This is a genomic window from Streptomyces canus, from assembly GCF_030815415.1.
In the GTDB taxonomy this organism is placed as follows: Bacteria; Actinomycetota; Actinomycetes; order Streptomycetales; family Streptomycetaceae; genus Streptomyces; species Streptomyces canus_F.
The window spans coordinates 4,618,023-4,639,147 of record NZ_JAUSWW010000001.1 but is presented as its reverse complement, the minus strand read 5'-3'; the positions used below and the strand labels follow the sequence as shown (position 1 = coordinate 4,639,147).

At 70.5% G+C, this 21,125-nt stretch carries 18 protein-coding genes and 1 pseudogene; 8 read left to right on the top strand and 11 right to left on the bottom strand.

Features of this window, described 5'->3' with window-relative positions:
* Positions 1–217 precede the first annotated feature (217 nt).
* Together QF037_RS21430 and QF037_RS21425 are read right to left on the bottom strand one after the other, a co-directional pair.
* Positions 218–583: pseudogene (locus tag QF037_RS21430) on the bottom strand (NACHT N-terminal Helical domain 1-containing protein); the annotation flags it as partial.
* Positions 584–644: 61 nt separating this feature from the next.
* On the bottom strand, positions 645–1,241 hold the full coding sequence (locus tag QF037_RS21425; RefSeq protein ID WP_307027621.1) for an HAD family acid phosphatase: 597 nt from the start codon (positions 1,239–1,241) through the stop codon (positions 645–647).
* A gap of 450 nt (positions 1,242–1,691) precedes the next feature.
* On the opposite strand from QF037_RS21425, the gene QF037_RS21420 reads away from it, so the two are divergent.
* Positions 1,692–2,246, top strand: a complete 555-nt coding sequence (locus tag QF037_RS21420; protein WP_307027619.1) for a M23 family metallopeptidase — start codon at positions 1,692–1,694, stop codon at positions 2,244–2,246.
* Between the two features lie 16 nt (positions 2,247–2,262).
* Here QF037_RS21420 and QF037_RS21415 read toward each other — a convergent pair whose 3' ends face one another.
* Positions 2,263–2,862: a TetR/AcrR family transcriptional regulator gene (locus tag QF037_RS21415; RefSeq protein ID WP_307037293.1), complete on the bottom strand. Its 600-nt coding sequence runs from the start codon at positions 2,860–2,862 to the stop codon at positions 2,263–2,265.
* A gap of 120 nt (positions 2,863–2,982) precedes the next feature.
* On the opposite strand from QF037_RS21415, the gene QF037_RS21410 reads away from it, so the two are divergent.
* On the top strand, positions 2,983–4,557 hold the full coding sequence (locus tag QF037_RS21410) for an MDR family MFS transporter (RefSeq protein WP_307027617.1): 1,575 nt from the start codon (positions 2,983–2,985) through the stop codon (positions 4,555–4,557).
* Positions 4,558–5,109: 552 nt separating this feature from the next.
* On the opposite strand, the gene cseC is transcribed toward QF037_RS21410, so the two are convergent.
* The 5 genes from cseC to QF037_RS21385 form a co-directional block, all read right to left on the bottom strand.
* Positions 5,110–6,453 (bottom strand): two-component system sensor histidine kinase CseC, encoded by a 1,344-nt coding sequence (cseC, locus tag QF037_RS21405; RefSeq protein WP_307027616.1) that lies wholly within the window; start codon positions 6,451–6,453, stop codon positions 5,110–5,112.
* Between the two features lie 11 nt (positions 6,454–6,464).
* A complete protein-coding gene (gene cseB, locus QF037_RS21400) occupies positions 6,465–7,169 on the bottom strand; it encodes a two-component system response regulator CseB (protein WP_307027614.1) in 705 nt (234 codons plus the stop codon).
* 113 nt (positions 7,170–7,282) lie between these two features.
* Positions 7,283–8,011: a hypothetical protein gene (locus tag QF037_RS21395; protein WP_307027612.1), complete on the bottom strand. Its 729-nt coding sequence runs from the start codon at positions 8,009–8,011 to the stop codon at positions 7,283–7,285.
* Positions 7,996–8,538 (bottom strand): SigE family RNA polymerase sigma factor, encoded by a 543-nt coding sequence (locus QF037_RS21390; RefSeq protein ID WP_046263315.1) that lies wholly within the window; start codon positions 8,536–8,538, stop codon positions 7,996–7,998. Before QF037_RS21390 ends, QF037_RS21395 begins: the two co-directional genes overlap by 16 nt.
* 238 nt (positions 8,539–8,776) lie before the next feature.
* Positions 8,777–9,712, bottom strand: a complete 936-nt coding sequence (locus QF037_RS21385) for an A/G-specific adenine glycosylase (protein ID WP_307027609.1) — start codon at positions 9,710–9,712, stop codon at positions 8,777–8,779.
* A gap of 353 nt (positions 9,713–10,065) precedes the next feature.
* On the opposite strand from QF037_RS21385, the gene QF037_RS21380 reads away from it, so the two are divergent.
* The gene (locus QF037_RS21380; RefSeq protein ID WP_307027607.1) at positions 10,066–10,899 is read left to right on the top strand and encodes a hypothetical protein; all 834 of its coding nucleotides are present in this window, start codon (positions 10,066–10,068) and stop codon (positions 10,897–10,899) included.
* 116 nt (positions 10,900–11,015) lie between these two features.
* Here the strand turns inward: QF037_RS21380 and disA are convergent, their stop codons facing one another.
* Together disA and radA are read right to left on the bottom strand one after the other, a co-directional pair.
* Positions 11,016–12,140 (bottom strand): DNA integrity scanning diadenylate cyclase DisA, encoded by a 1,125-nt coding sequence (gene disA / locus QF037_RS21375; RefSeq protein ID WP_307027605.1) that lies wholly within the window; start codon positions 12,138–12,140, stop codon positions 11,016–11,018.
* Positions 12,141–12,221: 81 nt separating this feature from the next.
* The gene (gene radA, locus QF037_RS21370) at positions 12,222–13,631 is read right to left on the bottom strand and encodes a DNA repair protein RadA (RefSeq protein WP_307027603.1); all 1,410 of its coding nucleotides are present in this window, start codon (positions 13,629–13,631) and stop codon (positions 12,222–12,224) included.
* A 198-nt stretch (positions 13,632–13,829) separates the two neighbouring features.
* Between radA and QF037_RS21365 the strand changes: the two genes are divergently transcribed.
* Positions 13,830–15,512, top strand: coding sequence for a BACON domain-containing protein (locus tag QF037_RS21365; protein ID WP_373463784.1), 1,683 nt, complete (start codon positions 13,830–13,832; stop codon positions 15,510–15,512).
* Between the two features lie 254 nt (positions 15,513–15,766).
* Here QF037_RS21365 and QF037_RS21360 read toward each other — a convergent pair whose 3' ends face one another.
* Positions 15,767–16,552, bottom strand: coding sequence for a hypothetical protein (locus tag QF037_RS21360; protein ID WP_307037288.1), 786 nt, complete (start codon positions 16,550–16,552; stop codon positions 15,767–15,769).
* Between the two features lie 137 nt (positions 16,553–16,689).
* Here QF037_RS21360 and QF037_RS21355 point away from each other — a divergent pair, with 137 nt between their 5' ends.
* The 4 genes from QF037_RS21355 (at position 16,690) to ilvD (ending at position 21,124) form a co-directional block, all read left to right on the top strand.
* Complete coding sequence (locus QF037_RS21355) at positions 16,690–17,631, top strand: Ppx/GppA phosphatase family protein (RefSeq protein ID WP_307027600.1); 942 nt, start codon at positions 16,690–16,692, stop codon at positions 17,629–17,631.
* 102 nt (positions 17,632–17,733) lie between these two features.
* Entirely contained in the window at positions 17,734–18,558 is an 825-nt protein-coding gene (locus QF037_RS21350) for a sugar phosphate isomerase/epimerase family protein (RefSeq protein WP_307027598.1), read from the top strand.
* Entirely contained in the window at positions 18,555–19,160 is a 606-nt protein-coding gene (locus tag QF037_RS21345; RefSeq protein WP_307027596.1) for a TetR/AcrR family transcriptional regulator, read from the top strand. Before QF037_RS21350 ends, QF037_RS21345 begins: the two co-directional genes overlap by 4 nt.
* A gap of 110 nt (positions 19,161–19,270) precedes the next feature.
* A complete protein-coding gene (gene ilvD / locus QF037_RS21340; protein ID WP_307027594.1) occupies positions 19,271–21,124 on the top strand; it encodes a dihydroxy-acid dehydratase in 1,854 nt (617 codons plus the stop codon).
* Position 21,125 lies beyond the last annotated feature (1 nt).

Sequence of the window (21,125 nt, the reverse complement as noted above, 5' to 3'; positions counted from 1 at the left end):
GGAAGGGACCGGTGCCTTTGGGCGCCGGTCCCTTCTCTTGTCCTAGGGTCGGCCCACGTTGATCCGGGTGCCTGGGAAGAGTTCGGCGTAGCGGTCGATGAGTTCGCTGGGTGGGAGCTCGAGTGTCACCGAGCGCAGGCCCGGAAGCCGGGACGCCAGGTCGGACAACTCCTCGTCGCCGTATATCGCCGTTATCCGAAGCGAGCGCAGTCCGTTCAGATCGGCGACGTCGCTGCAGCTGAGACGAACGAGCGCCCAGGCGTACGGCCTGGACGTCGTCCATGTGCAGGTCGCCGAGGGCGAGGAGGCGGGCGGTCACGGCGTCGGTGACCGCAGGCTCCTCGTCGGCGGGGAAGGGCGGTTCGCCGCGGGAGTCCGTCGCCGCGCCGACCAGCCGGCGGGCCAGTGCGCGGACCTCCTTCTCGCCCAGCGTCCGCTTCTCGCCGCGGAAAGAGACCAGGGCGGTCAGGCGTACCGGCTTGTCGACGAGGCCCGCTCCCGGGGCGTCCGCCACGAAGAGTTTCCGTACGAGCGAGGCCACCAGGCCGGACGCGAGCTTGCTGCCGAGTACCGCCGGATCCATCCGCCCCACCCCCGTGATCACGCGAACGAGGGTGAGGCTACCCGGAGTCGAGCGGGACGACTCAGGACAGCTGGCCGTCGTAGTCCGGGAGCTTGTACGTCTTCTCGGCGTGGCCGCCCGACAGGTCGGTGGCGTTGTTGCCGATGTTCGCGATGATCGTGTAGCCCTTGTTCTCGATGGCGACGCGCTGGGCGGTCTTGTAGGCGGCGACGTCCTTGAAGAGGTCGATGAAGCCGCGGACGTAGAGGCCGGAGACGTCGTAGCCGACGTGATCGAGGTTGTAGTCGGTGAACGAGTAGATGATGCCGGGGCGGGCCGTCACGAAGAAGAGGGATACGCCGTGGTCCTGGGCGTACTCCGCCACGTCCAGGACCGGCTCGTTGGCCGGCTGGGGGTAGCTGAAGCCGAAGTCGGTCTCCAGGGTGGTGTTGTCGATGTCGAAGACGATGGCCTGCTTCTCGCCCGGCTTGGCGGCGGCGATCCGCTGCTTCAGGTACGGCAGCGCCTGGTCCATCACCGCCCGGCAGTCCTGCTGCCAGGTGGTGTAGCCGACGTCTTCGGTGGTCGCGGCCTCGGCCGGGGCGGCCAGTGACACGAGGGCCGCCGTGGAGACGGCGGTGACGGCCATACGGCGCACCAAGGGGCGTCGGTTCGTCATCTGGGGGGGGTCCTCTCACGTCAGTAACGCTGCCGTTGTCGGGTGCATGCTCGTCGGCGTGGGTGGCGCGAGGGGAACCGTAGGGTTACTGGAGGGTAAGTGCCAAGAGGTGTGCGTCACATGATTTCGGGGCCGGGGGCGGGAAGGCCTCGATGGCCGGTGATATGACGCACAGGCGATTTGTCCGTTACTAGGGCGAATAGTGGATAGCCCAGATTGGGCAAAAAGGACTTTTATCCCGAAACTGCTAGGCGGGTTATGCCGTCATGGGCGGATTCATTCCAGATACGTGTTCTGTCAAGAAGCGGGAACTTTTGGGGTGAAGTACTAGCTTCCGTCGTAGATCGGCGGTTTGGGGCTTGCGGGGCCTCGGGGTTACCAAGGGATGCCCCATCCGGCAGCGGCTTGTGCGCCGGGTGGCTTTTCTGTCCCCGTCCCCATGAGGTTTCGATGTCCCAGCGCGTTTCATCCCGTTCTTCCCGTACGTCCGTGCTCCGCACCCGTGCCGCCGTGGTGGCCGTCGGTCTGGGGGCCGCGGCCGTGCTGGGGACCGGGGTCGCGGCGGCCGCGGAGACCGGCAAGACCGTCTCCTGGGTCGACCCGGTCAAGAAGTACAAGCTCAGCGCGAGCTTCGCGCAGTCCGGCGCCCTGTGGCAGTCCACCCACAGCGGGCAGGACTTCGCCGTGGCCAGCGGTACCCAGGTCGTCGCCGCGCACGGCGGGACCGTCGTCAAGGCCGGCGGCAACGGGGCCGGTGACGGCTCGGCGTACGGCAATGCCATCGTCATCAAGCACGCCAACAAGACCTACTCGCAGTACGCCCACCTCTCGCGCATCGACGTGAAGGTCGGTCAGGTCGTCAGGACCGGCCAGCGCATCGCCCTGTCCGGCAACACGGGCAACTCCAGCGGCCCGCACCTGCACTTCGAGATCCGTACGACCGCCAACTACGGCTCGGCGATCGACCCCGTGGCCTTCCTGCGCACCAAGGGCGTGACCGTCTAAGGCCGTCCAGGGCCGTCTAGGGCTTCTTGCGGGTGCCTTCGTGGGCCTGGGTCACCAGGTCCGACGCCACCTCCAGGACCGCCCTGCGCTTCTCCTCGGGGTCGCCCGCGAGGTCCTGGAGGAAGAACATCCCGGCGTGCAGGGTGAAGATCGCGCTGGTGTAGCGGACCTGGTCGACCAGGTCCGCCGCCGGGTCGATCATGATGTCGCGCAGCCCCTGCATGCGCTCCTTGAAGGTCTCGCCGACCCGCAGTTCCCGTACGGCCGCCTGGTTCTCCTGCATGAAGCGGAAGAGGGGGGTGGCGTTGGCGAGGATGCCGCTGTAGCGCCGTACGATCTCCTGCTTCGTCTCCAGGGTGTGCGGCTGCTGCCTGCCCCACTCGATCAGGTCGAGGATCGGCTGGGTCAGATCGTCGAAGATGCTGACCAGGATCTCTTCCTTGGTCTTGAAGTGGTAGTAAAGCGCCGCTTTGGTGACGTCCAGGCTCTCGGCGATCTCGCGCAGGGAGGTCTTCTCGTAGCCCTGCTCGGCGAAGAGATCGAGCGCCACGTCCTGGATGCGCTGGCGGGTGTCCCCGCGGCGCCGCTGCTTGGTGCCGTCCATGGTGCCGCCCATTCTCCGTGAAGCCATCGGCTTTGAACAAAACTTACTTGACGCCCGGCTAGTTACGGGGCTACCTTCCCCAGTGTAGTCAACTTGCCGGGCGGCAAGTAAGTAGCTGGGGGAGTGGGAGTGATGGCGGACACACAGACAGCGGTCGAGCCGGAGGACGACAAGCCACCGAAGAGCGTGCGGGTCGTCCTGCTCGCACTGATGATCACGATGATGCTGGCGATGCTCGACAACATGATCGTGGGCACCGCGATGCCGACGATCGTCGGTGAGCTGGGCGGGCTCGAGCATCTCTCCTGGGTCGTGACGGCGTATACGCTGGTGACCGCGGCCTCCACCCCGCTGTGGGGGAAGATCGGTGACATGTACGGGCGCAAGGGCGTCTTCATGTCGTCGATCGTGCTCTTCCTGATCGGGTCGGCGCTCAGTGGCATGGCCCAGGACATGGGACAGCTCATCGGGTTCCGGGCCGTTCAGGGCCTTGGCGCCGGTGGTCTGATGGTCGGTGTCATGGCGATCATCGGTGACCTCATTCCGCCGCGGGAGCGGGGCAAGTACCAGGGCATGATGGCCGGCGTCATGGCGCTCGCCATGATCGGCGGACCGCTGGTCGGCGGCACCATCACCGACCACTGGGGCTGGCGCTGGGCCTTCTACATCAACCTGCCGCTCGGTGTCGTCGCGCTCGCCGCGATCAGCGCCGTGCTGCATCTGCCGAAGAAGCGGGCCGAGGCACGCATCGACTACCTCGGTGCCGGGCTGCTGACGGTGGGCATCACCGCGATCGTGCTGGTCACCACGTGGGGCGGTACGGAGTACGCCTGGTCCTCCGCGCGGATCATGGAGCTCATCGGCATCGGTGTCGCCGCGCTGATCGGGTTCGTGTTCTGGCAGACCAAGGCCGCCGAGCCGGTCGTGCCGCTGCACATCTTCCGCAGCCGCAACTTCACGCTGATGTCCCTCATCGGCTTCATCACCGGGTTCGTGATGTTCGGTGCGACGCTGTTCCTGCCGCTGTACCAGCAGTCCGTGCAGGGTGCGTCCGCGACCAACTCCGGGCTGCTGCTCCTTCCGATGCTCGGTGCGATGCTCGTGACGTCGATGGTGGCGGGGCGGGTGACCACGAACACCGGGCGGTACAAGGTGTTCCCGGTCGTCGGCGGTGCGCTGATGGTCGTCGGGCTGTACCTGCTGTCGCTGATGGACACGGAGACCTCGCGGCTCACGTCCGGGGTGTACATGGCCGTCGTCGGGCTCGGTATGGGCTGTCTGATGCAGATCACCATGCTGGTCGCGCAGAACAGCGTCGAGATGAAGGACATGGGCGTCGCCTCCTCGTCCACGACTCTCTTCCGTACGCTCGGTTCCTCCTTCGGCGTGGCGATCATGGGCGCGCTGTTCAACAGCCGGGTCCAGGACGTCATGGCCGAGCGGGCCGGGGCGATCGGGGCGAAGGTGACCGAGTCGTCCGCGCAGCTGGATGCGGCGAGTCTGGCGAAGCTGCCGGATGCGGCGCGTGAGGCGTATCAGCATGCGGTGTCGTCCGGTACGCACTCGGCGTTCCTGCTGGGGGCTGTGGTGGCGGTGCTGGCGCTGGTCGCGGCGGTGTTCGTGAAGGAGGTTCCGCTGAAGGGGGCGGGGCCCAAGGAGGAGACGGAGGAGGCGGCGGCGCCGATGCAGGTCGTCGAGGCCGTCTGATCCGAATCTGAGCTGAAGGCCCCCCGGCTGGTGTCCGCCCCGGGGGGTCTTCGCGTTTTTCCTCGCCCCCGCCGCCCCTACCCGTCCCATCCTCCAGGGGCACCGCCCCTTCGACCCCGGCCCCCGGGGGCTCTGCCCCCAGACCCCGTCGGCCCTGAAGGGGCCTCGTCCTCAAACGCCGGACAGGCTGAAAGACACGGGCGGCGCTGAGGGGGCGAGGGTGGGTGGGGGATGGGGGATGCGGGGCCTTGTTCTCGGGCGCCGGGCGGGCTGGAAGACATGGGCGGCGCTGAGCGGTGTGGGTGGGTGGGGGATGGGGGATGCGGGGCCTTGTTCTCGGGCGCCGGGCGGGCTGGAAGACATGGGCGGCGCTGGGGGGCGTGGGTGGATGGGGGATCGGGATGGCAGAGCCTCGCCCTCAAACGCCGGGCGGGCTGGAAGGCATGGGCCGACGCTGAGCGGCGCGGGTGGGGATTGGGATGGCGAAGCCTTGTTCTCGGGCGCCGGACAACGCCGTCGGTCCTGGGACGGCGGGCGGGCCGCGGTCCGGCGCTACGGCATCATCGGGTAGCTTCCCGTGTTTGTCGGGGCGTGTTCCGGTAGCCACAGGACGGCCACCGCGCCCTCTGCGGGAACTCCGTCGGGTGCGCCCGGGGGGCGGATGTTGCGGAAGGTGAGGCGGGCGCCGAGGACCCGGGCCTGGCCGGCGGCGATGGTGAGGCCGAGGCCGTGGCCGTGGCCCGCGCGGTCGCTGCTGCCGGTGCGGAAGCGGCTCGGTCCGTCGGCGAGGAGGTCCTCGGGGAACCCGGGGCCGTGGTCGCGGACCCGGATGACCCGGCCCTCGACGGTGACCTGGATGGGCGGTCTGCCGTGCCGGGCGGCGTTGGCGAGCAGGTTGAACAGCACCCGCTCCAGGCGCCGCGGGTCCGTCGTGACCATCGACTCGTGCACCACCCGGACGTCGATCTCCGGGTCCTTCGCCATCACCCGCCGGGCGACGAACTCGCCCAGCAGGATGTCCTGGAGCTCCGCCCGCTCGGACGCGCTGTCCAGCCGGGCCACCTCCAGGACGTCCTCGACGAGGGTGCGCATGGCCTTCGCCCGGTCCAGGACCAGCTCGGTCGGCCGGCCAGGGGGGAGGAGCTCGGCCGCCGTGAGCAGGCCGGTCACCGGTGTCCGCAGCTCGTGCGCGATGTCCGCGGTGACCCGCCGCTCCGCCTCCAGGCGCTGCTCCAGCGCCTCCCGCATGGCGTCCACGGCGCTCGCGAGGTCGTCCGTCTCGTCCCGTACGACCCCGCCGATCGCGTCCCGCACCCGCACGTTCGTCTCACCGCTCGCGACCTCGTTGGCGGCGGCCGCGGCCTTGCGCAGCCGGCTCGACAACCGGCCCCCGATGAGCACGCCGAGCGCGCTGCCGCCGAGGACGACCGCGATGGAGCCGATCACCAGGGCCTGGTCCAGGTCATTGAGGATGTCGGTGCTGCGGTCGGTGAACCCGGTGTGCAGGGACAGCACATTGCCGTCCTTGGCCGGTACGGCCGCCCAGATGTCCGGCATCCCGCCCGGCCCGTCCGTCACATAGGTCGCCCGGCGTCCCTGCTCGACCTTGTGCCGCAGCGGCATCGGCAGCGACGAGTCGTTCTTCTCGACGTGCGGGAAGTTCGCCAGGCCGGTCTTCTCGTAGTTGTTCTGGGCGATCTGGATGCGTTCGTCGGCGAGGTCGCGGGCGTTGTCCAGCATCGAGACCCGGGCGGCGTTGTGCACGACCAGGCTCAGCGCGATCGCGACCAGCGCGCCGACGAGCGCGATGGCCGCGCTGAGCTTCCACCTCAGTCCCGTACGGATGCCCGTACGCTCCAGCCGCGCCGGGACCAGGCGCCGAAGATTCCCCCGCATGTCCGCCCCGCTCAGGCCTTCAACTTGTAGCCGAAACCGCGGACCGTCTCGATCCGGTCCTGGCCGATCTTCGTACGCAGTCGCTGCACATGGACGTCGACGACGCGGGTGTCACCGCCCCAGCCGTAGTCCCACACCCGCTCCAGGAGCTTGTCCCGCGACAGGACCGTGCCCGGCGCGGAGGAGAACTCCAGGAGCAGCCGCATCTCGGTCGGGGTGAGGGCCACCGGCTCCCCGGCCCGGCGCACCTCCATACCGTCGGTGTCGATCTCCAGCTCGCCGAAGGTCAGCACCCCGCCGTCGGCCGCGGCGCCGCTCTCCTCGGACCGGTCACCGCCGCCCGCGTGCCCGAAGCGGCGCAGCACCGCGCGGATACGGGCGACCAGCACGGCACCGTCGAACGGCTTGGTGACGTAGTCGTCGGCGCCCGCCTCCAGGCCCAGCACCACGTCGATGGAGTCCGCGCGCGCCGACAGCATGATCACCGGGACGGTCGACTCGTCCCGGATCCGCCGGCACAGGCTGACGCCGTCCAGCCCCGGGACCATGACGTCCAGCAGGGCGATGTCCGGGCGGTCGGCGCGGAACGCCTCCAGGCCCGACAGCCCGTCGGGCATGGCGGTGACCGCGAAGCCGTCCCGCTCCAGGGCGAGTTGGGTGGCCTCGCGGATGACGTCGTCGTCCTCGACGAACAGAACGTGGGTCTGGTCTGCCATCCCGCTGCTCTCTGTCCTCGTGTCGCTGTCTAGGTGTCGCTGTGCAGGTGTCGCTGTCGATGGGGGAGTCGTGGTGCCGTTGACAAGTGATCGGATCGTAGGCCCCGATCGGTTCACTCCGAAGGCGACGGGGTCGGTCCGAGGTCGCCGAGCTCATTGTGCGCGTACCGCACTTTGACGAAGTGACCCGCCGACGACCACCGGTAGGTGATCACATCCTCGCCGGACGGGCTCGACACCGGGTCGCCCTTCTCGTACAGCTGCCTGCTCACCACCAGGTTGCCGCTGCTGTCGATCTCGGCGTAGACCGGGGACTCCTCGGCGCTGAACACGTTCTCGTACGCGCCACGCTCCTCGTGGTACACGTACGAGCCGACACCGACGCCGTCGCCGCAGGTCAGCACGTTGACCACGATGTCGTCCGACGAACCTCCGGTCAGATCGCCGTAGGCGACGTCGAGCGGGTACTCGTCCGCGACGCACGGCTTGAGGTCGTCCTTGACCTCCGCCGAGACCAGCGGGTCGCTCTTGACCAACTTGACCGCTGCCGTGTGGCCCAGCGAGTCGGAGTCGGAGTCGTCATCGGGGTCGGACGTGAAGGCGGAGGGCGCGGAGGCGGGGGCGCTGGAGGACGTGGCCGAGGGCGCGGCGGCCCCGGCCGCCATGTCGGTGCTCGACGAGGACTCGGCGAACGCCGGTCCCTCGTCACGGGTGCCGGTGCCGCCGGTGGCGCAGGCGGAGACGAAAAGGGCGAGGGCGGCGAGCACGGCCACCGCCGTGAACGCCGCCTGCGAAGTGCCCCGGCCCGGTGAGGGGTCCGCGTCGGTCAGGCCGCCGTGCAACGCTCCCGCTCCTCACGCTCCAGCGCGCGTGCGTCCAGATCACGGCTCTCCAGCTCCTCGCGGAGCCTGGCGAGGGCCCGGTGCAGCGTGCTCTTGACCGTTCCGGCCGACATGCCGAGCGCGGCGGCCGTCTCCTCCGTGGACATCTGCTCCCAGTGTCGCAGCACGACCACGCTGCGCTGTTTCGGGGCGAGCACTTTCATGATGTCCATCAGCAGGGCGCGGTCCGCGTGCTGCTCGGTGGCGTCGTCGACCGAGGCGTCCGGGAGCTGCTCGGTCGGCACCTCCTCCAGCTTGCGGGCCCGCCACCACTCGGTACGGGTGTTGATCATGACCCGGCGCAGGTAGGCGTCCGCGAGCCGCTTGTCCGCGATGCCGTCCCAGCGGTGGTACGTCCGTGCCAGCGCCGTCTGCAGGAGGTCCTGGGCATCGACCGGGTCCGGGACCAGGCGACGGGCGCTGCGCAGCAACGCGTCCTGCCGGGTGCGCACGTACTCCTCGAACTCGAGCACCTCGCCCTGCGCCATGATCGACCGCCTCCATCCCCGTTTCCGACCCGCCCGCTGCCGGTTCTCCATTGCCTGTGTGCCGCGCTCTCCTGCGGTACGCCAATGAAGCTACGGAGCGGTTGTCACGGGGCTGTGCGGGCCAGCGCGCGGCCAGCGCTCGGCTGTCCGTCGGTTGTGTAACGGAAGCAGGAAAGGGGTAAACCGGCGCTCCGAATAGCGCCGGTTCAGGGTGATTTGGCCGTGTGGAGTGGTGCTGTTACGTCAACGGCAGCCGATACAAACCACCGGACAGGGGCTCGACAAGTCCGTCCGCGACGAGTCCGTCGAGCGCCCGAGCGCGCTGCACCGGCTCGTGCCACACCCGGTCGAGCGCGGCCTGCGGCACGGGCGCGTGGGCCTCGCGCAGGACGGCGAGGAGCTTGCCGCGGACCTGGCGGTCGGTACCGGCGTACGTCTGTCCGCGCCGCGCCGGACCGTCGTGCTCCGGCTTGCCCGCGAGCCGCCAGGCGCACTGGGCGGCGATCGGACAGTGGTGGCAGGACTCGTTCCTGGCGGTGCACACCAGCGCGCCGAGCTCCATGGAGGCGGCGGCCCAGCGGGCGGCCGTCCGCTCCTCCTTCGGCAACAGGGCGCGGGCCAGCTTGCGTTCGGCGGCGGTGGTGGCGTTCGGCGGGTACTGCACGCCGGTGACGGCCCGCGCGAAGACGCGGCGGACATTGGTGTCGAGGACGGCGTGCCGCTGTCCGTACGCGAAGGAGGCGACCGCCGCGGCCGTGTACTCCCCGATGCCGGGCAGTGCGAGGAGCTGGGCGTGGTCGGTGGGTACGTCGCCGCCGTGCCGTTCGGTTATCGCGACGGCCGCCCCGTGCAGGCGCAGGGCGCGACGCGGATAGCCGAGCCGGCCCCACGCGCGTACGGCCTCACCGGGGGCCTCCTTCGCGAGGTCGGCGGGGCGCGGCCAGCGGGCCAGCCACTGCTCGTAGACCGGCAGGACGCGGCTGACCGGCGTCTGCTGCAACATGAACTCGCTGACCATCACCCCCCATGGCCCGGCTTCCGGGCGTCGCCACGGCAGATCGCGGGCGTGCTCGTCGAACCAGTCGATGACGGGGGTGTGCAGGTGCTCTCCGCCGGGAGGCCCGGAGAGGGTGTCGGAGGGGCTGCTGTGCGGGGGCTTCGTGGGCGCAGTCATGGCCTTCCGATCCTGCCATGCGGGGGAGGGGGCGCGGGGGAAGCGCCACCCCCAGGGGTACGGCGGGGAGGGGCGCGTGGGGGCAGTGCTGGGGAGAGGACGGCGTCCGACGAGCGGAAGTGGTGCGTTTCGGCGGTGTGCCGTACCCACGTACGAGTGTCATGCGGAAGAGCGGTAATGTCACAGAGGGTAGGCGACTGGCTGAAACCGTCACGCCCCGCGATCATGATGTGCCCGAGCTCGTGAAGGCGGCCGTGTGAACCGCCGTCTCCGGAATGATGATCCGGAAAAGTTGTGGTCCCCGGCGGCGGGTAGGCGCGGCGAAGGCGCCGATCTCTCGTACAGTTTGCGCCGTGGGATCTCTGCGCAATCCGGTCGGGCCGCTTCCCTCCACCATCTACTGGCGACGGAGGGCCGTACTGCTGTCCGTGCTGGCCCTGTTGGCGTTGCTGATCGCCTGGGTGGTCTCCTCGGGCGGCGGTGGAGGCAAGAACGGTGCCGACGGGTCCAGCGACAAGAATCCCTCGCCTTCGACCATCACGCCGGGGCCGACCGGCTCCGGGCCGGCGATCAGTCAAGCGCCGGGCGGGCGCGACGAGTCGACGCCGGGCGGGGACTCCGGGGGAACGGAATCGGGGTCGGACGGCGGGTCCGGTGAGGGCTCCTCGACTTCCGGTACGGGGTCCGGCTCCGGTGGGTCCGAAGGCGCGGCCGGTGGCGGTGCCGGCGGCGGTACGGGCAGCGGGGTCGGGCAGGACGACACCCTTCCGGCGGGGTCCGGGGTGCCCAACTGCACCGCGGGATCCGTGAAGTTGACCGTGAGCAGCCTCCGCAACGGGTACGGGCCCGGCGAGACGCCGGCGCTGCTGCTGACCGCGGCGAACTCCTCCGGGGGTGACTGCAAGGTCGATCTCGGGCCGAAGAGCGCGGTGTTGACGATTACCGAGGCGGCCGAGGACGACGAGTACTGGTCCTCCGCGGACTGCCCGAAGGCCGCGGCGAGTCTGGTGTTCCGGGTGCCCGCGGGGAGCAGCATCACGTACACCGTGAAGTGGGACCGCAAGCCGAGTGCTCCGCAGTGTGCGACGCCGTCGGCGGGGTCCGCGGGTGCGGGGACGTATCTCGTGGAGTTGGCCGCGCCGGGGTACGCGAAGGTGCAGACGTCGTTCGTATTGGAGAGCGACTGATGTAGGGGTGCGGGTGGTTGTCGGTCGGCTGCGGCGGCGCTGTGGTTGTTCGCGCCCACGCGGCGGAGCCGCACATCAATACAGCCCCGCGCCCCTTGCCCGCGCCCCTTGGGTGGCTACACGTACCGTTCCAGGATCGAGCTCTCCGCCAACCGCGACAGGCCCTCTCGTACGCTCCTTGCCCGCGCCTCGCCGACCCCGTCCACCGTCTGCAGGTCGTCCACGCTCGCGGCCAGCAGCTTCTGCAGGCCCCCGAAGTGTTCCACCAGGCGGTCGATGATCGCGCCCGGCAGCCTCGGCACCTTCGCCAGCAGCCGGAAGCCTCGCGGCGAGACCGCCGAGTCCAGCGCCTCCGGAGAGCCGGTGTAGCCCAACGCCCGTGCCACCGTGGACAGTTCGAGGAGCTCGGCGTGGCTGAGAGCGTTGAGCTCGTACAGGGCCTCGTCGACCGTGCGGGAGCGCTTGGCCGTGGGCTCGGGGACGTAGTCGCGGACCACCAGCTCGCGCTCGGGCTCCACGCCGGCGATCAACTCGTCGAGCTGGAGGGAGAGGAGACGTCCGTCCGTGCCGAGTTCGAGCACGTACTCGGCGATCTCCGTCGCGATACGGCGGACCATCTCGAGGCGCTGCGCCACCGCCGACACGTCCCGGACCGTCACGAGGTCCTCGATCTCCAGCGCTGACAACGTTCCCGCGACCTCGTCCAGGCGGAGCTTGTAGCGCTCCAGGGTCGCCAGGGCCTGGTTCGCTCGGGACAGGATCGCCGCCGAGTCCTCCAGGACGCGGCGCTGGCCGTTGACGTAGAGCGCGATCAGACGCATGGACTGGGAGACCGACACCACGGGGAAGTCGACCTGCTTGGAGACACGGTCCGCCGTGCGGTGGCGCGTGCCCGTCTCCTCCGTGGGGATCATCGGGTCGGGCACCAGCTGCACACCCGCCCGCAGGATCTTCGATCCGTCCGTGGAGATCACGATGCCGCCGTCGAGCTTGCACAGCTCACGCAGACGCGTGGCCGTGAACTCGACGTCCAGGACGAAACCGCCCGTGCACATCGGCTCGACGGTCTTGTCGAAACCGAGCACGATGAGTCCGCCCGTGTTGCCGCGGAGAATCCGCTCGAGGCCGTCGCGCAGGGCCGTGCCGGGTGCCACGGCGCTCAGTGAGGCGCGCATCAGGCCCTCGGCACCGGAGCTCCCACCGGACTTTCCGGGAGCTGCTGCCCGGTCGTTGGCTGCCACTGCACTCCTCCGGTCGCAGGTTCTGGGACGCTCCCGTTTCGCACCTTCGGTTCGTACGGACGGGCGAGACCAGGGCAAAGTCTACCGGCGCTCCTCCTCGTCCCGTGGGGCGTCTCGCCGACGCGACCGCGGAAGGACCCTCAGAGCCTCTCCTATGTCGGCGACTTCCAGGACCTTCATACCGGCGGGGATCTTGCCCGGGTCGCCCGGCACGAGTGCGTGGGTGAAGCCCAGACGGTGTGCCTCGGCGAGTCGGCGCTGGACCCCCGTGACCCGTCTGACCTCGCCCGCAAGGCCTACTTCGCCGATCGCGACGAGGTTCTTGGGCAGCGGGCTGTCGCTCGCCGCCGACGCCAGCGCGAGGGCGATGGCGAGATCCGCGGCCGGCTCCGACAGCTTCACTCCGCCGACCGTCGCGGAGTAGATGTCCCTCTTGCCGAGTGCACTGATCCTGCCTCGCTGCTCCAGGACGGCGAGCATCATCGAGACGCGGGAGGTCTCCAGACCCGAGGTCGTGCGGCGGGGCGAGGGGATCTGCGAGTCGACGGTGAGGGCCTGGACTTCGGCGACCAGCGGGCGGCGGCCCTCCAGGGTGACCGTCAGACAGGTGCCGGGGACCGGTTCGTCACGACGGGTCAGGAAAAGTCCGCTCGGGTCGGTAAGGCCGGTAATGCCCTCGTCGTGCAGTTCGAAGCAGCCGACCTCGTCCGTCGCTCCGTACCGGTTCTTGACGCCGCGGACCAGCCGCAGGCGCGCGTGCCGGTCGCCCTCGAAGGAGAGCACCACGTCCACGAGGTGCTCCAGCAGACGCGGGCCCGCGATGGCGCCGTCCTTGGTGACATGGCCGACGAGGAGGGTGGACATGCCGCGGTCCTTGGAGGCGCGGATCAGGGCGCCCGCCACCTCCCGCACCTGGGCCATGCCGCCGGGGGCGCCGTCGATCTCGGGGGACGCGATCGTCTGGACGGAGTCGAGGATCAGCAGGGACGGCTTCACCGCGTCCAAGTGGCCCAGGACCGCGGCCAGGTCGGTCTCCGCGGCGAGGTACAGATGGTCGTCGATGGCCTTGATGCGGTCGGCGCGCAGCCGGACCTGGCTGGCCGACTCCTCACCCGTGACGTACAGGGTGCGGTGCTCGTCGCTCGCCGACTTGGCCGCCACGTCGAGGAGGAGGGTCGACTTTCCCACGCCGGGCTCGCCCGCCAGCAGGACGACCGCGCCGGGGACGAGTCCGCCGCCGAGCACCCGGTCCAGCTCGGGTACGCCGGTGGAGCGGGCGGTGGCCGTGCGGCCGTCGACCTGGCCGATGGGCACGGCGGAGGTGGTGACGCGGCCCGGGGCCGTCGTACGCACCGCGGGCGCGCCGTACTCCTCGACGGTGCCCCACGCCTGGCATTCGGGGCAGCGGCCGAGCCACTTCGCCGTCTGCCAGCCGCACTCCGTGCAGCGGTAGGCGGGTCGGTCCTTGGCGGTCTTCGTACGGGCAGCCATGCACGAACCGTAACGGGCGACACTGACAACGCCTGTCGGTGACCGTGAGCGCCCGATGTCATCCGGCCACCGAGGTCAAGAACAAGCCACGGAATCAGGGGTTCCTGTCCCCTTATGAGGGATCGTTTCACCCGTACGAAGTAAAAGTGCTCAAGGGGGAAGAAGGGGCCATCGCCCGCGCCCTACGGTCCACGGGTGATGAGCAGCAGTCCGGAGACCTCGACCCGCACCACCGGCGCGCACCGGGCGCAACGGGAGGAGCGTGACCGCGGCGCGGCGCGCACGCTGGCGCAGCGTCCGCCGGCGCGCTACGAGCCGTATCTGGACGGCCTGTTCACCTACTGCCTGTCCGTGCTGTGCGACCACGACGCGGCCACCGCCGCGCTCGGTGACGTCCTCGCGCTCGCCGAGCGCCGCCGCGGTCCGGAGGCGGCCGGGGACCGCCGGGCCTGGCTGTACGCGCTGGCCCGCTGGGCGTGTCTGCGCAAGCTCGCCGAGGCCAAGCAGAAACGTCATGCCGGCCACGCGGCAGGGCGGCACCACGGCGAGCGGCAGGCGGCCCCGCCCGTCTCCGAGGAGGCCCAGGAGGAGCGACGGCGCGAACTCGCCCTGCTGGCCTGGCCGGAGGCCGCCGGCACCACCCCGGAGCAGCGCGAGGCGCTGGAACTCGCCGTACGCCACCATCTCGCCGCCCATGAGGTCGCCGCCGTCCTCGGCATGGACCCGGCCGCCGCCCGTGAACTGCTCGCCTCCGCCGCCTGCGAGGTCGAGCGCACACGCGCGGCCCTCGCCGTCGTGGAGACCGGCACCTGTCCGAGCGTCGCCCGCCTCACCGGCGACCACCAGCTGGTGATCGGCACGGCCCTGCGCCGCGAGCTCGTACGGCATGTCGACGACTGCCCGCGCTGCCGCCGTACCGCCGGGCGCGCGGTCGCCGGCCGCTGGCCCGGGGCGACGATCACCCCCTCCGAGCTGCCCGTCCTCGAGGCCCCGCGCGCGACGCTGCACGTCGCCATGGCGCACTTCACCCGTGCGTCCGCCCCCCGCTTCGACCGGCGCGGCTTCCCGATGGACCCCAAGGACCGCGCGGCCCGCCGCGACCGCCTACGCGCGCGTGCCGTCACGACGACCGTCGTCGCCACCGTCGTGGCAGCCCCCGTGCTCGCCCTGTGGGCCGCCTACCGGGGCACCCCCACCGCCGAGGGCGCCGAGGGGCGCTCGGCCAGCGCCAGCGAGGCGCACGGCCCCGACAGCCTGGACGGCGAGGTCGCGGGCGGCTACGAGAACGCGGGAAACGCCAGCACCCGGCCCGCCGGCCGCTTCACCAAGGGCGACAAACCCGACGTATCAGTGAAGGTCATCAGTGTCACGGGCGCCGGAAGGAAGGGCGCCGGACAGCTGGAGGTCGCGGCCGGCAACAGCGGCGACACCACACTGATCACCCTCACCGCCACCGGCGACACCCCGGTCCGCTGGTCCGCGAGCACCGGCGCCGGCTGGCTCTACCTCAGCCAGTCCTCGGGAACCCTCGAACCCGGCGAATCGTTGACGATCAAGGTGTACGTCGACCAACTGCGCGAGCCGTCCGGCCACTGGAGCGCGCGCGTGGCCGTCTCACCCGCCGGCGCCGTCGTCTCCATCGAGGGCTACGGCACCGCGCCCACCCCGACCGACCCCGGCACCCCCGTCGACCCTCCCCCGTCCACCCAGGACCCGGACCCGACCCCCACGACCTCGGCCCCCACGGACCCGACCCCCAGCGATCCGCCGCCCTCGACGTCCGACCCGGACCCGACGCCGACGGATCCCACCCCGTCCGACCCGGCGAGCTCGACGCCCCCGCCCGGCGACAGCGGCGACCCGAGCCCGTTCACGTCGTAGCCGTGGACCTAGTGCCGCGGCAGGCAACGTTTGCCCCGTCGCGACGCCCGGCACGCTCCCCCACTGCCTTGAGGGCGTGGGAGGGGCCCCCACTCGCCGCACCGGCCGAAAGCCCAAGTACGTCCAGTGCGAGGGCTTCCGGCCGGCACGCCGAGAGCACGCTCCCCCACCCTCGAACCGCGCTTCGCACGGCTCGGGCGGGAGGGACCCCCACGACGCCGCTCCTTGACGGGCAAACGTTGCCTGCCGCGGCACTAGCCCACCGGGTCGGCCGGATGCGGCGCCAGCAGCGGCAGCTGGGAGGCCAGCCGCTCCTCGCACAGCTCGGCCAGCCGGTCGTAGCCCGCCTTGCCCATCAGCTCGGTCAGCTCCGGCCGGTAGGAGACGTACACCGGGTCGCCCGCGCCGTGCGCCGAGGTCGCCGATGTGCACCACCAGTGCAGATCGTGGCCACCCGGGCCCCAGCCGCGGCGGTCGTACTCACCGATCGACACCTGGAGCACCCGGGTGTCGTCGGGCCGGTCGATCCACTCGTACGTCCGACGCACCGGCAGCTGCCAGCAGACGTCCGGTTTGGTCTCCAGCGGCTCCCGGCCCTCCTTGAGCGCCAGGATGTGCAGCGAGCAGCCCGCGCCGCCGGCGAAGCCGGGCCGGTTCTGGAAGATGCACGAGCCCTTGTAGGGGCGGGTCTGGCGGTCGCCGTCCTCGTCCTCCGAGATCCAGCCGCCCTCCGTGCCCTCGTCGTGGAACTGCCAGATCTCCGGAGTGAGCCTGGCCACATGCCCGGCGACCCGCTTCTCGTCGTCCTCGTCGGAGAAGTGGGCACCCAGAGTGCAGCACCCGTCGGCCGCGCGGCCCGGCTGGATGCCCTGGCAGCCGCTGCCGAAGATGCAGTTCCAGCGAGAGGTCAGCCATGTCAGATCGCACCGGAAGATCTGCTCGTCGTCCGCCGGATCAGGGAACTCCACCCATGCGCGCGCGAAGTCGAGCCCCTTCTCGTCGGCTTCCGGGGCCTGCGTCGACTTCTTCGGTGACTTCACCGGCGACTTCGCCTGCGAAGAACCGCTGGAGGATTTGTCGGCCTTCGCCTTTTTCGTCTTTGGCACGCGTCCAGGGTAAGACGCTTGGCAAGACTCCGGATACGGCCGACCACGCAGGTAGCAGTAGCGTTCCGTACATGAGACTCGGTGTCCTCGACGTGGGATCGAACACGGTGCATCTGCTGGTGGTGGATGCCCACCCCGGCGCGCGCCCGCTGCCCGCGCACTCGCACAAGGTGGAACTGCGCCTTGCCCAACTCCTCGACGAGGGCGGCGCGATCGGCCCCGAGGGTGTCGACAAGCTCATAGGTGTCGTCAAGGAAGCCCTTCAGGCCGCCGAGGACAAGGGCGTCGAGGACCTGCTCCCGTTCGCCACGTCCGCGGTCCGCGAGGCCAGCAACGCCGACGACGTGCTCGCGCGCGTGCACGCCGAGACCGGCGTCGAGCTCCAGGTCCTCACCGGCGCCGAGGAGGCCCGCCTCACCTTCCTCGCCGTCCGCCGCTGGTTCGGCTGGTCCGCCGGGAAGCTGCTGGTCCTCGACATCGGCGGCGGCTCCCTGGAGATCGCGTACGGCATCGACGAGGAGCCCGACACGGCGGTCTCGCTGCCGCTGGGCGCGGGCCGTCTGACGGCGGGCTGGCTGCCCGGCGACCCTCCGGACCCGGAGGCCATAAGGGCGCTACGACGCCATGTCCGCACCCAGATCGCCCGTACCGTCGGCGAGTTCGCCCGCTTCGGCGCCCCCGACCACGTCGTCGCCACGTCCAAGACCTTCAAGCAGCTGGCCCGCCTCGCCGGCGCCGCCCGCTCCACCGAGGGCCTGTACGTCCAGCGCGAGCTGAAGCGGGAGTCCCTGGAGGCGTGGGTGCCGCAGCTGGCGGGGATGACGGTGGCGCAGCGCGCCGAGCTCCCCGGGGTGTCGGAAGGCCGTGCGGGGCAGCTGCTCGCGGGAGCGATGGTGGCCGAGGGCGCGATGGACCTGTTCGGCGTGGAGAACCTGGAGGTCTGTCCGTGGGCGTTGCGGGAAGGCGTCATTCTGCGGCGACTTGATCACATGGGATCGAGTGTGGGCACGTGACGGGTGCGGGGACCCGGAACCCCCGCGCCCGCCTATGGCAATCGCCACAACGGCGAATAGGCGCCCCGCACCCCACCCACCGCAACCCTTAGGCTGACCCCCGTGGCAGAACCAGTCGTACGGATCCCGGATGCGAAGGTCGCGCTCTCCACGGCTTCCGTCTACCCGGAGTCCACGGCGACGGCCTTCGAGATCGCCGCGCGCCTCGGATACGACGGTGTCGAGGTCATGGTGTGGACCGACCCGGTGAGCCAGGACATCGAAGCCCTGCGCCGCCTCTCCGACTACCACCAGATCCCGATCCTCGCCGTACACGCCCCGTGCCTGCTCATCACCCAGCGCGTGTGGTCCACCGACCCCTGGGTCAAGCTCCAGCGCGCCCAGGCGGCCGCCGAGAAGCTCGGGGCGTCCACGGTCGTCGTCCACCCGCCGTTCCGCTGGCAGCGTCAGTACGCCCGCGACTTCGTGAGCGGTATCTGGCGCATGGCGAACGAGACGGACGTCCGCTTCGCCGTCGAGAACATGTACCCCTGGCGCTACCGCGACCGCGAGATGCTCGCGTACGCCCCCGACTGGGACGTGACGAAGGAGGACTACCGTCACTTCACGATCGATCTCAGTCATTCGGCCACGGCCCGTTCCGACGCCATGCAACTGGCCGACCGCATGGGAGACCGCCTCGGCCACGTCCACCTCGCCGACGGCCGGGGCTCGGCCAAGGACGAGCACCTCGTCCCCGGCCGCGGCACCCAGCCCTGCGCCGAGCTGCTGGAACGTCTCGCCCTGACCGGCTTCGACGGTCATGTCGTCATCGAGGTCAACACCCGGCGGGCGATGTCCAGCGCCGAACGTGAGGCCGACCTGGCGGAGGCCCTGGCCTTCACGCGGCTGCATCTGGCCTCCGCGGTGAAGGTGCCGCGGCCGTGACCGGCGTCACCTCGCGCAAACGGGGCCGCCCGCCCGGTACGGAATCGTCCGACACCCGCGACCGCATCCTGACCGCGGCCCGCGAGGAGTTCTCCGAGCGGGGCTACGAGAAGACCTCGGTGCGCGGCATCGCCAAGGCGGCCGGCGTCGACTCGGCCTTGGTCCACCACTACTTCGGCACCAAGGAACAGGTCTTCGAGGCGGCCGTCGAGGTCGCCTTCTCGCCGGCCCTGAAGATGCGGGACGTGGTCCTCGAAGGCCCCATCGAGGGCGCCGGCGAGCGCATGACCCGCTTCGTCTTCGGGCTCTGGGAGAACCCGGTGACCCGCAAGCCGCTGCTCGCGATCATCCGGTCCGCGGTGAACAACGAGGCCGCGGCGGCCGTCTTCCGCCGTCTCGTCGCCACGCAGCTGATGCGCCGGATCGCCGACGAACTCGACACCCCGGACGCGGAACTGCGCGCCGAGCTCGCCGCCGCGCAGCTGGTGGGGGTCGCGATGATGCGGTACGTGATCAGGATCGAGCCGGTCGCCTCGGCGGACGTGGAGCTGATCATCGCGCGGGTGGCGCCGGTGGTCCAGGGGCATCTGACGAACCCGTGAGCGCCTGGTGAGATGAGACGGTCATCCCGCATTCCGGACACTGTGTCCGCCCCCTGGATGACCGGCGTACGCTCGATATCAGCCCTACCTGTCTGAAGGAGCGAGCGACCATGCCCGAGCTGAGGTCCCGCACAGTCACCCACGGCCGCAACATGGCGGGCGCACGCGCCCTTATGCGCGCCTCCGGTGTACCCGGTGCGGACATCGGCCGCAAGCCGATCATCGCGGTCGCCAACAGCTTCACCGAGTTCGTGCCGGGCCACACCCACCTCCAGCCGGTCGGGCGGATCGTCAGCCAGGCGATCGTCGAGGCCGGCGGCATCCCGCGCGAGTTCAACACCATCGCGGTGGACGACGGCATCGCGATGGGCCACGGCGGCATGCTGTACTCCCTGCCCTCCCGCGACCTCATCGCGGACTCGGTCGAGTACATGGTCGAGGCCCACTGCGCGGACGCCCTGATCTGCATCTCCAACTGCGACAAGATCACCCCGGGCATGCTGAACGCGGCCCTGCGTCTGAACATCCCCACGGTCTTCGTCTCCGGCGGCCCGATGGAGTCCGGCCGCGCCACGCTGGTCGACGGCTCGGTCCGTACGCTCGACCTGGTCGACGCGATGTCCGACGCCGTGAACGACAAGATCTCCGATGAGGACATGCTCCGCATCGAGGAGAACGCCTGTCCGACCTGCGGCTCCTGTTCCGGCATGTTCACGGCCAACTCGATGAACTGCCTGACCGAGGCCATCGGCCTCTCGCTCCCGGGCAACGGCTCGACCCTGGCCACGCACACGGCCCGGCGCCGGCTGTACGAGGACGCGGCCCGCACGGTCATGGACATCACCCGCCGCTACTACGAGCAGGACGACGAGACGGTCCTGCCGCGCTCGGTCGCCTCCTTCGCGGCCTTCGAGAACGCCATGGCCCTCGACATCGCCATGGGCGGCTCCACCAACACGATCCTGCACCTGCTGGCGGCGGCCCAGGAAGCGGGCGTCCCCTTCGGCCTGGAGGAGATCAACGACGTCTCCCGCCGGGTCCCGTGCCTGGCGAAGGTGGCCCCGAACGTCGCCAAGAACCGCACGTACTACATGGAGGACGTGCACCGCGCCGGCGGCATCCCGGCCCTGCTGGGCGAACTGCACCGCGCGGGCCTGCTGCGGGAGGACGTCCACTCCGTCCACAGCCCGTCCCTGGCGGACTGGCTGAAGACCTGGGACGTCCGCGGCGGCTCCCCCTCGCCCGAGGCGCTGGAACTCTGGCACGCGGCCCCGGGCTGCGTCCGTAGCGCCGAGGCCTTCTCCCAGTCGGAGCGCTGGGACACCCTGGACGAGGACGCGGAGGGCGGCTGCATCCGCAGCGCCGAGCACGCGTACTCCAAGGACGGCGGCCTGGCCGTCCTCAAGGGCAACCTGGCCGTCGACGGCTGCGTCGTGAAGACGGCCGGCGTCGACGAGTCCATCTGGACCTTCGAGGGCCCGGCGGTCGTCTGCGAGTCCCAGGAAGAGGCCGTCCAGAAGATCCTGACCCAGCAGGTCAAGGAGGGCGACGTCGTCGTCATCCGCTACGAGGGCCCCAAGGGCGGCCCCGGCATGCAGGAGATGCTCTACCCGACCTCGTACCTCAAGGGCCGCGGCCTCGGAAAGGTCTGCGCCCTGGTCACCGACGGCCGCTTCTCCGGCGGCACCTCCGGACTGTCGATCGGCCACGCGTCCCCCGAGGCGGCGGCCGGCGGCACGATCGCCCTCGTCGAGGACGGCGACCGCATCCGCATCGACATCCCGAACCGCACCATCGAACTCCTCGTCGACGAGGCCGAACTGGCCCGCCGTGACGCGGCGCTGGGCGGCGTGTACGCCCCGAAGAACCGCGAGCGCAAGGTCTCTGCGGCGCTGCGGGCCTACGCGGCGATGGCCACCAGCGCGGACAAGGGCGCGGTCCGGGACGTTTCCAAGCTGGGCTGAG

Bases quoted from the DNA above. Each gene is read 5' to 3' on its own strand.
- QF037_RS21365 (WP_373463784.1), top strand. From the start codon at position 13,830: ATGAGCAGCAGTCCGGAGACCTCGACCCGCACCACCGGCGCGCACCGG.
- radA (WP_307027603.1), bottom strand. From the start codon at position 13,631: ATGGCTGCCCGTACGAAGACCGCCAAGGACCGACCCGCCTACCGCTGC.
- QF037_RS21420 (WP_307027619.1), top strand. From the start codon at position 1,692: ATGTCCCAGCGCGTTTCATCCCGTTCTTCCCGTACGTCCGTGCTCCGC.
- cseC (WP_307027616.1), bottom strand. From the start codon at position 6,453: ATGCGGGGGAATCTTCGGCGCCTGGTCCCGGCGCGGCTGGAGCGTACG.
- QF037_RS21410 (WP_307027617.1), top strand. From the start codon at position 2,983: ATGGCGGACACACAGACAGCGGTCGAGCCGGAGGACGACAAGCCACCG.
- cseB (WP_307027614.1), bottom strand. From the start codon at position 7,169: ATGGCAGACCAGACCCACGTTCTGTTCGTCGAGGACGACGACGTCATC.
- QF037_RS21390 (WP_046263315.1), bottom strand. From the start codon at position 8,538: ATGGCGCAGGGCGAGGTGCTCGAGTTCGAGGAGTACGTGCGCACCCGG.
- QF037_RS21415 (WP_307037293.1), bottom strand. From the start codon at position 2,862: ATGGGCGGCACCATGGACGGCACCAAGCAGCGGCGCCGCGGGGACACC.
- ilvD (WP_307027594.1), top strand. From the start codon at position 19,271: ATGCCCGAGCTGAGGTCCCGCACAGTCACCCACGGCCGCAACATGGCG.
- QF037_RS21355 (WP_307027600.1), top strand. From the start codon at position 16,690: ATGAGACTCGGTGTCCTCGACGTGGGATCGAACACGGTGCATCTGCTG.
- QF037_RS21425 (WP_307027621.1), bottom strand. From the start codon at position 1,241: ATGACGAACCGACGCCCCTTGGTGCGCCGTATGGCCGTCACCGCCGTC.
- QF037_RS21385 (WP_307027609.1), bottom strand. From the start codon at position 9,712: ATGACTGCGCCCACGAAGCCCCCGCACAGCAGCCCCTCCGACACCCTC.